The sequence below is a fragment of the uncultured Fibrella sp. genome, assembly GCF_964250085.1.
Taxonomy (GTDB): Bacteria; Bacteroidota; Bacteroidia; order Cytophagales; family Spirosomataceae; genus Fibrella.
Window position 1 is genome coordinate 298863 of sequence record NZ_CAXUEC010000003.1, and the last position, 12062, is coordinate 310924.

Below are 12062 nucleotides of genomic sequence, written 5' to 3' on the forward strand. Positions count from 1 at the left end.
TCGGTGCATTATCGGGCAGTTTACGACCTAAACTGTCCTGTATTCTTTCAATGCCAGGATAAGTCGATTCGGGCACCTACGACCAGTTTTCCCCAGCGCGTATCGGTCGAGCGAAGTTGAACGGTGTCTGTTTCAATCACCCATTGTTGCTGTGGCTCGTCAAACCAAACTCGCCTGATCTGTCCGCTCGATGGAGGAACTGCCGGGCCGTGTTGCCGGTCCTGATCGGCAATGATCTTTCCCTGCGATAACGTGATGACCCGGTCAGCCAGCGCGTTTACGTCAGCTTCGTGGTGGCTCACCAGCACCGTGGTTGTGCCCCAGGCCCGATGAAGCGCCAGTAAAAGCTGCCGAAGTTGGTCGGTTGCGTCGGTATCCAGCGCCGAGAAAGGTTCGTCCAGCAATAGCAGTTTAGGCTTGCGGACAAGGGCGCGCGCCAGGGCCACACGCTGCCGCTGACCGCCTGATAAGCGGGTCGGTTTGGTGTCGGCAAACGAAGTAAGCCCCGCCGCTTCGATCAGTTCATCGACCTGGGTACGTTGTGTACGTTGCGTGGCGTAGGCAATATTGTCGCGGACTGTCAGGTTTGGAAACAGGGCCGTATCCTGAAAGACGTACCCAATCGAACGTTGCTGAGGTGTCAGGTTGATGCGTTGCTGCTGATCGAACCAGACGCTTCCGTCAACCACAATCCGGCCCTGATCGGGCGTTTCGAGTCCCGCCAGTAGCCGAAGGAGCGTCGTTTTGCCCGAGCCCGACGGCCCGATGATGGCGGTCAGGCTTTCGCTCGGCAAGCGCATCGCCAGTTGAAGACTGCCTGGGCCTTCGGTGAACAACCGGGGTACTGTCACGGTAAGGTCGATCATACCGTTACCCGTTTGTTGAAACTATATACCAGCAGCAGAATTCCCAGCGACAGCCCCAGCAAGAGAGCCGCGTAGGCGTGGGCCGTATCGAAATGCAGTAGCTCCACTTCGTTGTAAATGGCAATCGACGCTACGCGGGTTTGGCCCGGTAAATTGCCACCGATCATCAGCACCAGGCCAAATTCGCCAATGGTGTGGGCAAAGGTCAGGATAATACCCGTTAGCAACGCCGGTTTACAGTTTGGCAGCATCACCCGCCACAGCGTCCGGGTGGGCGACTGGCCGAGTGTGTACGACGCTTCGCGCCAGGAAACGGGCAGGTTTTCCAGCCCTGCCTGAATGGGATGCACCATAAACGGCAGGCTATAGAGCAACGAAGCCACGACAAGCCCGCTGAAGGAGAAAACCAGTTGCAGGTCGAGCGTTCGGAGTAGCCAGGCCCCAAACGTACTCGATGGGCTGAAAGCCAGCAGCAGGTAAAACCCCACCACCGAAGGCGGCAACACCAGCGGCAGACTAATCAGCGATTCGACCAGCGGCTTGAGCCTAAACTGACTTAGCGCCAGCCACCCCGCCAGTGGAACACCGATAAGCAGTAACAATAAGGTGGTGACGCTGGCCAGGCGAAGGGTAAGCCAGATGGGTTCCCAGTCGATGGGCATACACAGAACAAATCAGGAGGCGGATGATCAGTAACCAAACTGTTGCAAGATACGGCGGGCGGCAGCAGTCTGTAAAAACTGAACAAACTGCGTGGCAGCCTTAGCCTGACTCGTTCGCTTCAACACTACCACGCCCTGCGCAATGGGCGCGTAACCGGGAGGAGGGAGGTCGATCCAGTGGCCTCGTTGTTCCAGACCCGGATCGAGTACCACCGATTTGGCCGTAATGCCTACCTCAGCCGCACCCGATAAGATGTACTGGTTAACCTGCGAAATGCTTTCGCCGTATACCAGTCTGGGCTGAACCGCGCCGAGCAATTTGCGGTGGGTCAACAGCGAAACGGCCGCTTCGCCATACGGAGCCGTGGCCGGATTGGCAATGGCAATATGCCGCACGGCCGGGTTTTTCAGCACGCTCAGATCGGCCGTCAGGGGGAACGTACCCAGCGTCCACAGCACCAGTGACCCATAGGCGTACACGACGGGTGCGCCCGCCGTCAGTTTCTGCTGGTAAAGGGCACGCGGGTAGTCCATGTCGGCCGATAAAAAAACATCGTAGGGTGCCCCCTGCTGAATCTGGGTTGTCAGCTTGCCCGATGAGCTGATGACCGTTTCGATGCTGATACCGGTCTGTTTCTGGAAAGCCACCCGCAGCGATTCCATCACAAACTGGGCATTGGCCGCCACGGCTACCCGCAACGGCTGGGCCTGCACACCGGATGACCAGAGCAAAAGCAGGAAGAAGATTTTTTTCATCAGGCGTAGCCGATCTAGTTGGCAATCCGTACGTCGATGACTGTCACGCCCCGAACCCAGCGGGCCTGTTTTTTCTCGTCGGGAACCACAATCCGGTAAGGGCCGGTAGTGGCAGTCAGTGCCGCGCCATCGACGCTGTCGGCCAGAATGATCGTCCGGGTAGCAAACTCCGGATCAAGTTCGGGCAGGGCAAAAACAGCTTCGTATCCGTCGGCCGCTTTCACAACAACGTACCTGGTCAGGTTCTTACCGCGCAGTTCACTGCCCATTGGAGCACCAGCCCGTTTCAGCAGATCGACCAGCGGAATGCCAGAGTACCGATGCTCCTTACCATCGTGGTCTTTCCCCCGCACATCAGCATGGGTCATGGCTTTCAGGGCGCTGGCTTCGAGCACCAATGGTTTGGAAACGGCACCCGAAACAGTCAGGGTTTGGGCATGGCTCGTGCTGAGCAGAGCCAGACTAAGAAAAAGCAGTACTATTTTTCGGTTCATTGAGTTGAGCGTTAGCAAAAGTAGCAGAGGCCAGTTGGCTAGTTTAAGTAGGCTATCGTTATTTTCGCCCAAATATAACGATGAGTTGGCTACTGTGTAATGCGGACTTCAATCGGGGAGGCCCAGTCCGCTTTTACGAGATAAAATACGGACTGAAGGCCTCGTTACTTTTTTCTGAAGAGCCGGGTAAGATTCCGGCTGTTTTGTGCTTTCTAACTTCAGTAAATGCTATAAACTTCCGACATGCAACGATCTATTAAATTTGGCAAAACACTGTTTACAGGCCTATTTGTGGCTTTTATTTTCATTACTAATCTGGCAGTTGGCTTCGCGCCCAAGCGGGAATACTACCAGCTAAAAGTGTATCACCTGGCCGATAATAACCAGAAAGAGCGGCTGGAAACGTACCTGAAACAGGCTTATTTACCCGCGCTTCACCGCGCTGGCATCGAAAAAGTAGGCGTATTTAAGCCGGGTGCAGAAGCCGATTCACTGGTGTACGTGCTGATTCCGTTCAAGTCGGTCGACCAATTCATGGATTTGTCTGACAAGCTGGCTAAAGACAAAGAGTATGCTTCGGCGGGGCAGGATTACCTGAACGCTGAGTTCAATAAGCCGACGTACAAAAAGTTTGAATCGGTACTAATGGAAGCCTTTGCCGGCATGCCCAAACTGGTTCAGCCGAAACTGACAGGCGCGGCAGCCCAGCGGGTGTATGAACTGCGCCTCTACGAAGCGGCCACCGAAAAACTGCACGAAAATAAAATCAGTCAGTTCAACAACGGTGAGCTGGATATCTTCAGCCGGTTGGGGTTCAACACCGTTTTCTGCGGCCAGGTGAAAGCGGGAGCCAAACTGCCCAGCATGATGTACATGACCTCGTTCGAGAACAAAACCGAGCGCGATGCCCATTGGAAAGCGTTCAGTGCCGACCCCGCCTGGAAAACGCTGAACTCGCTGCCCGAATACGCACATAACTTCCTCCGCGCCGACATTTACCTGCTTCACCCAACCGATTATTCGGATATTTAAACCAATTGACTCTTATCAAAAAAGGCCTCAGGTACGTACCTGAGGCCTTTTTTGTACTTAATCTATTTCTAAACCTAGAAGGTCTTTGGAAACCTTATAGGTTTAATTACTGCTTATGCCTGAACCTGCATTTTGATCAGATTGAGCGCCGAACCAGCTTTGAACCACTCGATCTGGCCCTGATTGTAGGTATGATTCACCGGGAACTCATCGGTTGACCCATCGGCGTGATGAAGTACTACCGTCAATTGCTGGCCGGGAGCAAACGTGGTCAGCCCGTTGATGTCGATACTGTCGTCTTCCTGCACTTTGTCGTAATCGGCGGGGTTGGCGAATGTTAAGGCCAGCATACCCTGCTTTTTCAGGTTGGTTTCGTGAATACGGGCGAATGAACGAACCAGAATGGCGCGAACACCCAGGAAGCGAGGCTCCATGGCCGCGTGCTCCCGTGATGAACCTTCACCGTAGTTTTCGTCACCGACAACCACCGAGCCAATGCCCGCTGCTTTGTACGCCCGCTGTACGGCTGGTACTTCGCCGTATTCGCCAGTCAACTGATTCTTCACAGCGTTGGTTTTCTCCGTGTAGAAGTTCACCGCGCCGATCAGCATGTTGTTCGAGATGTTGTCGAGGTGACCACGGAATTTCAGCCAGGGGCCCGCCATCGAAATATGGTCGGTTGTACACTTGCCTTTCGCTTTGATCAGCAGTTTCAGACCGCTCAGGTCGGTGCCTTCCCAGACCGGGAACGACTCCAGTAGTTGCAGCCGATCTGATATTGGCGATACGGCAATCTGAACCGTCGATCCATCTTCGGCAGGAGCCTGGTAGCCCGCATCGTCAACGGCATACCCGTTTACTGGTTGCTCGATGCCTTGTGGCTCGTCGAGCATCACCTGCTCACCGGCTTCGTTGGTCAGCGTGTCGGTCATTGGGTTAAACGTCAGGTCACCAGCAATGGCCAGGGCCGTTACGATTTCGGGCGAGGCCACGAATGCGTGGGTGCTGGCGTTACCGTCGTTCCGCTTGGCAAAGTTCCGGTTGAACGACGTGATGATCGAATTCTTGCGGGTAGGGTCGTCCATGTGACGCGCCCACTGCCCGATGCAGGGACCGCAGGCATTAGCCAATACTACGCCGCCAATGCTCTCAAACGTCGTCAGCAGACCGTCGCGCTGGGCCGTGAACCGAACCAGTTCAGAACCCGGTGTAACCGTATATTCTGATTTTGTTTTCAGGTTTTTTGTCGCCGCCTGTGCTGCAATCGAGGCCGCACGGGTCATGTCTTCGTAACTTGAGTTGGTGCACGAGCCGATCAGACCCACATCCAGTTTCTCGGGCCAGTTGTTTTCACGAACCGCTTTGGCGAAGTTCGACAGGGGCCAGGCGAGGTCAGGTGTAAACGGACCGTTGATGTGCGGTTCCAACGTGTTCAGGTCTATTTCGATCAGTTGATCGTAGTACGAGGCGGGATCAGCGTATACTTCATCATCGGCACGCAGGTGTTGCTTCACGGCATCGGCAGCATCCGCAATATCGGCGCGGCTGGTGGCGCGAAGGTAATCGGCCATCTTCTCGTCGTAGGTAAAGATCGACGTCGTTGCGCCAATTTCAGCACCCATGTTACAGATCGTGCCTTTACCCGTGGCCGACAGGCTTTCGGCACCGTCGCCAAAGTATTCGACGATGCAGCCCGTACCGCCTTTCACGGTCAGGATACCCGCCACACGAAGGATAACGTCTTTGGCCGATGCCCAGCCCGACAGTTTGCCGGTCAGCTTCACACCGATCAGTTTGGGCATTTTCAGTTCCCAGGCAAGGCCCGCCATTACGTCGCAGGCGTCTGCGCCACCAACACCGATGGCGATCATACCAAGGCCACCCGCGTTTGGCGTGTGCGAATCGGTACCGATCATCATGCCGCCGGGGAAAGCGTAGTTTTCGATCACCACCTGGTGAATGATACCTGCACCGGGCTTCCAGAAACCAATGCCGTATTTATTGGAAATCGACGACAGGAAATCGTATACCTCTTTGTTTTTACTGTTGGCGGTGGCTAAGTCGGCGGTAGCACCTACTTCGGCCTGGATCAGGTGATCGCAGTGTACCGTTGAGGGAACGGCAACCTGTGGCCGACCAGCCTGCATGAACTGCAACAGGGCCATCTGGGCCGTGGCATCCTGCATGGCAACGCGGTCGGGCGCGAAGTCAACGTAGGCTTTCCCCCGCTCGAAGGCTTCGGTAGCCGGACCTGACGAAAGGTGCGTGTATAAAATTTTCTCCGACAACGTCAGGGGTTTGCCGACTGCCTGCCGGGCTGCTTCGACACGCTCGCCCAGTTGGGCGTATACGTGCTGAATCATATCTAAGTCAAAAGCCATAATAAAAAAGAGATAACGATTACTGAATAAGGGGATACATCAGAATAACCACCGATTTGCCCGAATGAATTCCGATTGTTGCGCCAAAATTAGGTGATTCTCATTCGTCTTGGAAATATTCTCTGCGCTAGTCTGTACAAGCCACCTTGCCGCCCAGTTTGCGGGGCCGTTTGCTCAACGTTGCCTTCTGACCAGCACACTACCTTACAGACCGTCTTTACCCGCAAAGTAGATAGTATGATTAGTCTGTAGTGTGGATTATTAGTCGGCTAACTCGCTTGTCAACGAATGAAAAATAGGAAACTCACCGGTCTGTGTTGGCGTCGCCCGCTTGCTTTGTAGGCCGCCGCTGAACAGCTAAGTAAAAATAAGTGGTAGAAAATGGCAGGTGAAGCATCCATTTTACTAGTTACTACGTACACTGTTATGGTAAAGTTAATCAGTACACTTACTAGTCACCTTCAATATGATCCTGAATTCTCCAATTGTGAAGCTCGCTGCCTTTTCGGCACTGGCCATTCTGTTCACTGCCTGCAAAAATGGGGATACAACCCCCGCTGTTACGCCTGATCCACCCATCCTGCTCGTAACAACGCTGTCGGGTGCTGGCGAAAAGCCCACGTCAGCTACGTCTGCCGCAACAGGTACGTTCGTTGGGCAACTCGACCGGGCGTCTCGTGTATTAAGCTATACGCTGACATATTCGGGCCTTACGCCTACAGCCGGGCATTTGCACCGGGTCACGGCGGCCAACGGTACAGGCGGCGTTGATGTTCCGTTTGCCAGTTTAGCCTCGCCGATCATTGGCACAACCACAATCAGTACTGTTGGAAAGGTTGATAGTCTGATCAATGGCTTTTACTACGCCAACCTCCATACTACGGCCTATCCGAACGGCGAAATCCGGGGGAACGTACGCGTGAGTGGACCGGTCAAATTAAATGCTACCCTGAACGGAGCGTCTGAAAAGCCGACGTCCAACACCTCAGCGGCTTCAGGTACGTTCGCGGGCGTTGTTGATCCGGCAACGCGGGTGCTTAGCTATACCGTAACGTATTCTGGTCTTGCACCAACGGCTGGTCACCTGCACCGGATTACGGCGGCCAACGGCACGGGTGGCGTCGAAATTCCGTTTGCCAGCCTGGTGTCGCCAATTATTGGCACAACTACGTTGACGACCAACGGACGGCTAGACAGTTTATTTAATGGGTTCTACTACGCGAACCTACACACAACAGTTTTTCCAGGGGGTGAAATACGCGGCGACGTCAAATAATTCCTATGATGAACGAGTGCTGATTAAGGGCCTTGACTACCGCTTCCGAGGTAGTCGGGCCCTTACTTTTGGTCTGGTTATCTGACCATGATAGCCGGTCTGTTCAATCGATTGAGCTTACCGTATAGAAGAACCTGGAGCTTGATTTGTAACAATTGCCGCGGATTTGTGCTTATTTAGCCGTAATCAACCAAATCTTCATGATCATGTTTACAACCCGGAAACGCATTACACTAGCCGCCGCCCTTCTTATCAGCACTGTATTTGGCCTGAGCAGTTGCTATGAAAATTCGCTCTCAACAAATTATATTTCTGTTCCGCCAGTGCTACAGCCTATAGCATTGACCGCTTCGCTGAATGGGGCCAGCGAAAAACCAACGTCGACCACATCGGCTGCTACAGGTACGTTCGTCGGCAGCATCGATCAAACGTCGCGGGTATTGAGCTACACGGTGACTTACTCTGGCATCACGCCAATCGCCGGTCACCTGCACCGTGTTACTGCCGCCGATGGCACTGGCCCGGTAACCATTCCGTTCGCCTCGCTGACCTCGCCCATCATCGGCACAACCAGCACGCTCCGCCAGTCGCAGGTGGATAGTATGAAAAACGGCTTTTTCTACGCCAATCTCCATACAAGCGCCTACCCAGCCGGCGAAATTCGCGGCGATATCAAGGTGAAATAAGTTTCAAGTTTCAGGTGCTTCGCCACTCAACTATCCCGTTGAATAGCGAAGCACCTGAAATTTATAGAACACCCTTCGTGCTTGGCAGGCTGTCTAGCGCTTTAATATCACGTTTCACCGCCATTTTGATGGCTTTGGCAAAGGCCTTGAAGATCGCTTCGATCTTGTGATGTTCATTATCGCCGTCGACCTTGATATTTACATTCGCCTGAGCGGTGTCGGCGAATGATTTGAAAAAGTGGAAGAACATTTCTGTCGGCATTTCGCCGATTTTTTCCCGCTTGAATTCGGCATCCCACACCAGCCAGGGCCGACCCGAAAAGTCGATGGCTACCTGCGCCAGGGCTTCGTCCATCGGCAACAAAAAACCGTATCGGCTAATACCCCGTTTGTTGCCAAGTGCCTGCCGATAGGCTTCACCAAGAGCCAGCGCCGTATCTTCAATCGTGTGGTGCTCGTCGATGTGCAGGTCACCGTCGACGTGAATGCTCAGGTCTGCCCCGGAATGCTTCGCCAACTGGTCGAGCATGTGGTCGAAAAAGCCGAGACCTGTGTGCATATCCGCCCGGCCCGTTCCATCCAGATTCAGCTCAATCCTGATCTTTGTTTCGTTGGTGTTTCGTTCCACACGGGCAGTACGGGCGGGCAGGCGAAGAAACGTATAAATTTCGTTCCAGTCGCTGGTTGTCAGGGCAATAGCCTGCTTCATCTCGTCGGTTAACCCGTCGGTATCGGCTGCCTGGGTATCCGGGTTTATGTTTGGCGGAATAAATAGAATCGCTTTCGCACCAAGATTAAGGGCCAGTTTCACGTCGGTCAGGCGGTCGCCGATGACATAGCTGTTGGGCAAATCATAGGTATCAGAAAAGTAACTCGTCAACATGCCGGTGCCGGGCTTGCGTGTAGGTACGTTGTCGGCGGGGAAAGTGCGGTCGATGTGCTGGGCGGCGAAGTGAATGTTCTCGTTTTCGAGTGTCCGCATCATCTTGTTATGAGCGGGCCAGAAGGTTTCTTCGGGAAACGCCGCCGTGCCCAGTCCGTCCTGGTTAGTTACCATAACCAGTTGGTAAGGCGTTTCTTCGGCAATTTTCCGCAGGGCTGATAGCACATTAGGGACGAATTCGAGTTTATCGAGCGAATCGATCTGAAAGTCGGACTGCGGTTCGATAATGAGCGTACCGTCGCGGTCGATGAATAATAGGGGTTGCATGGCCGCAAGTTAATTGGTCGGGGAGAAAGAATCGGCCATAATCGCGTTGAAACCAGTTTTTGCGCTATATTTGGGCATAAAAATCGAGTAAAATAGCCGCTAATGTCGGCATATAGCTACCTCCGTATACTTAGTGCAACGAAGTAAAAGTAAAGGCATTCAAATAGGTATTTGCTAACGATAGGATTAACAAAGAAGATTGTTTTGTAAACAAACTGTCGCTCATTTCCCTACCCGGTTTTCAATCGACAAATCCCCATAAGCCAGAATTTCGTACCCTGTAATTAATAACCAGATTTCCATATATAATCGTTTTTCGTACAAAAAATGCAGCAGTCAAGACGTACTAAACTTACCCGGATCGGGGTTTTCTATGATGGTAATTATTTTCTTCATGTAAGTAACTACTACAATTATTCGCACGAACGTCGCAGCCGTATCAGCATATCGGGGTTGCACGGGTTTATTCGTAATCAGGTAGCCGATGCTGAAGATACCGATAAACACCTTTGCCAGATTGTTGATGCGCATTACTTCCGGGGGCGGCTAAATGCGCACGAAGCCAGCCAACGGGGCAACCAGCTATTCTACGATCGCCTTTTCGACGATATCCTGATGTCGGAAGGTGTAGTGACTCATTACCTGCCTGTGAAGACGTATCAGGGTTACCGGCAGGAAAAAGGAATCGATGTATGGCTGGCGCTGGAGACCTACGAACTGGCTACCTACAAAGAATTCGACGTGGTAGTGCTGATCACGGCCGACGGTGACTACGTGCCGCTGATTCGAAAACTGAACACGCTGGGTACGCGGGTAATGGTATTGAGCTGGGATTTTGAATACCTCAATGACGAAGGGGAAAAAATGGTGACCCGCACCTCGCAGGACCTGCTCGAAGAGGTGTCGTACCCGGTACCGATGCATGAAATCATTGATAATCGCCTCAAAAAGAACGATTCGCTGATTCGGGATTTATTTGTGAAACAACAGCCCCGTGCCGATGCGCCGCCCCGTCAGTTCTACCAGAATGGAGCCATCAACGGGAATGGAAACGGAACAGGTACGTACCAGAACCCGAATTTCACGGACGAGAATGTGCAGTTGCTGCCTGGTGAAAGCGAAGGCGAAGACGATATGCAGCCCGATTTCGAGAACTCAGACGAGCGGCATATCAGCACGGTTCGCAGCCTGAAAACCGGATACGGCTTCATCAACTGGCCGCCGAATAACCTGTTTTTCCACTACACCAGTGTTACAGCGGGCGACTTCAACGACTTCCAGATCGATGATGAAGTGTCGTTTAGGCTGGGTAAGAACAACGAAGGCAAAGATATTGCCGTTGATGTGCAAGTGGTTGAATACCAGCCATGAACCAATTTCGCTTTGCAGTTACTGACGTAGTTCCGGCTGGCTATCCAAACTGGCGCTGGGCCTTGTTAGCTGCTGCTGAAGCAACATTCGGGCAGGTTGTTTTCCTGAACAACAATGACCTGACCTATCCTAACGACCCGTTTCCCAACCGACTCTATGCCGGTGCGAAACGGGTCGTTTCGTTTACGCCCCAGAAATCACCCAGTCATGATTTGCAGACGCTGGCCGACTTTCATGCCCAACACCGGTGCCATCTGGTTGGGTACGTTGGCTACGACGTGAAAAACCAGTTGGAAAACCTGCAAAGCCGCCACCCCAACCGGCTTGGATTTCCAGCTATCTGGTTCTTCGAGCCAACGTACCTGGTTGATTTTGAGCCCGACGCGATCGTCATTCATACCGACTTACCCGATGCCGGGCCGTGGTCTGACTGGCTGACTTCGCCAGGTACGTTGCCTGCGTCCCGGCGAGTGGCGAAGGGAGGTGCAACCATACAGGCGCGGGTGTCGGAGGCCAGGTACGTTGCCGCCGTTGACCACATCCGGGCGTTGATTGAAGCGGGCGACGTGTATGAGCTGAACTACTGCATGGAGTTCTACGCTGAACAGTTGCAACTCGTGCCCGTCGATACCTACAGGGCGCTTTGCCAGCGATCACCAATGCCGTTTTCGGTCTTCCTGAAACAACACGACAGGTACGTTATGGGCGCGTCGCCGGAGCGATTCCTGAAGAAAACGGGCACTAAACTCCTGTCGCAACCCATAAAAGGCACCATCCGACGCGGCCAAACCAGCGCTGACGATGAGGCCTTGAAAGCGCAGTTACGGAGTAGCGAGAAGGAACAGGCCGAAAACCTGATGATCGTTGACCTGGTCCGTAATGATCTGGCCCGGTCGGCCGAAACCGGGTCGGTGCGGGTCGATGAGTTGTTTGGTATTTATACCTTTCAGCAGGTGCACCAGATGATTTCAACGGTGTCGGCAACGGTGCGCTCCGATGCGTCGCTGGCCGAAGTGCTGGGCCATGCATTTCCGATGGGCAGCATGACAGGCGCACCAAAGATTCGGGCCATGGAGCGCATCGATGAACTGGAAGCTAGTCGGCGGGGCGTTTATTCAGGAGTGATTGGCTACATCACGCCCGATGGCGATTTCGATTTCAGCGTGGTCATTCGCAGTATCCTCTACAACGCTGCCGACTGCTACGCCAGCTTCAGTGTGGGGAGTGCCATTACCTACGACGCTGACCCATTGCAGGAGTATGCCGAATGTTTGTTGAAAGCCAGTGCCATGCGGGCGGTGCTGGAAGGGGAATAGCCCGTGTTGCGT

Annotated in this window: 11 protein-coding genes; 5 read left to right on the top strand and 6 right to left on the bottom strand. The window is 53.5% G+C overall.

The features are described 5' to 3' along the window. Window positions 1–47: 47 nt before the first annotated feature. From ACFE8Q_RS10700 to ACFE8Q_RS10715, 4 genes are read right to left on the bottom strand one after another with little or no spacing between them, the layout of a single operon-like run. Window positions 48–866, bottom strand: coding sequence for a sulfate/molybdate ABC transporter ATP-binding protein (locus tag ACFE8Q_RS10700; protein ID WP_375445383.1), 819 nt, complete (start codon window positions 864–866; stop codon window positions 48–50). Next, window positions 863–1528 carry a molybdate ABC transporter permease subunit gene (modB, locus tag ACFE8Q_RS10705; RefSeq protein ID WP_375445384.1) on the bottom strand — a complete coding sequence of 222 codons (666 nt, stop codon included), beginning with the start codon at window positions 1526–1528 and terminating at the stop codon, window positions 863–865. Before modB ends, ACFE8Q_RS10700 begins: the two co-directional genes overlap by 4 nt. Before the next feature lie 27 nt (window positions 1529–1555). Beyond that, on the bottom strand, window positions 1556–2284 hold the full coding sequence (gene modA, locus ACFE8Q_RS10710; RefSeq protein WP_375445385.1) for a molybdate ABC transporter substrate-binding protein: 729 nt from the start codon (window positions 2282–2284) through the stop codon (window positions 1556–1558). A 14-nt stretch (window positions 2285–2298) separates the two neighbouring features. Beyond that, window positions 2299–2778: a molybdopterin-dependent oxidoreductase gene (locus tag ACFE8Q_RS10715; protein WP_375445386.1), complete on the bottom strand. Its 480-nt coding sequence runs from the start codon at window positions 2776–2778 to the stop codon at window positions 2299–2301. Window positions 2779–3021: 243 nt separating this feature from the next. On the opposite strand from ACFE8Q_RS10715, the gene ACFE8Q_RS10720 reads away from it, so the two are divergent. Beyond that, window positions 3022–3810, top strand: a complete 789-nt coding sequence (locus tag ACFE8Q_RS10720; RefSeq protein ID WP_375445387.1) for an NIPSNAP family protein — start codon at window positions 3022–3024, stop codon at window positions 3808–3810. A 113-nt stretch (window positions 3811–3923) separates the two neighbouring features. Here ACFE8Q_RS10720 and ACFE8Q_RS10725 read toward each other — a convergent pair whose 3' ends face one another. Further along, a complete protein-coding gene (locus tag ACFE8Q_RS10725; RefSeq protein ID WP_375445388.1) occupies window positions 3924–6191 on the bottom strand; it encodes an aconitate hydratase in 2268 nt (755 codons plus the stop codon). A 466-nt stretch (window positions 6192–6657) separates the two neighbouring features. On the opposite strand from ACFE8Q_RS10725, the gene ACFE8Q_RS10730 reads away from it, so the two are divergent. Both ACFE8Q_RS10730 and ACFE8Q_RS10735 read left to right on the top strand, forming a co-directional pair. After that, window positions 6658–7467, top strand: a complete 810-nt coding sequence (locus ACFE8Q_RS10730; protein WP_375445389.1) for a CHRD domain-containing protein — start codon at window positions 6658–6660, stop codon at window positions 7465–7467. Between the two features lie 200 nt (window positions 7468–7667). Then, complete coding sequence (locus ACFE8Q_RS10735) at window positions 7668–8153, top strand: CHRD domain-containing protein (RefSeq protein ID WP_375445390.1); 486 nt, start codon at window positions 7668–7670, stop codon at window positions 8151–8153. A gap of 61 nt (window positions 8154–8214) precedes the next feature. Here the strand turns inward: ACFE8Q_RS10735 and hisB are convergent, their stop codons facing one another. Continuing rightward, window positions 8215–9363 carry a bifunctional histidinol-phosphatase/imidazoleglycerol-phosphate dehydratase HisB gene (gene hisB, locus ACFE8Q_RS10740; protein WP_375445391.1) on the bottom strand — a complete coding sequence of 383 codons (1149 nt, stop codon included), beginning with the start codon at window positions 9361–9363 and terminating at the stop codon, window positions 8215–8217. Window positions 9364–9690: 327 nt separating this feature from the next. Here hisB and ACFE8Q_RS10745 point away from each other — a divergent pair, with 327 nt between their 5' ends. Both ACFE8Q_RS10745 and ACFE8Q_RS10750 read left to right on the top strand, forming a co-directional pair. Then, a complete protein-coding gene (locus ACFE8Q_RS10745) occupies window positions 9691–10734 on the top strand; it encodes an NYN domain-containing protein (protein ID WP_375445392.1) in 1044 nt (347 codons plus the stop codon). Then, on the top strand, window positions 10731–12050 hold the full coding sequence (locus tag ACFE8Q_RS10750) for an anthranilate synthase component I family protein (RefSeq protein ID WP_375445393.1): 1320 nt from the start codon (window positions 10731–10733) through the stop codon (window positions 12048–12050). The genes ACFE8Q_RS10745 and ACFE8Q_RS10750 overlap by 4 nt, the downstream gene beginning before the upstream one ends. Window positions 12051–12062: the final 12 nt, after the last annotated feature.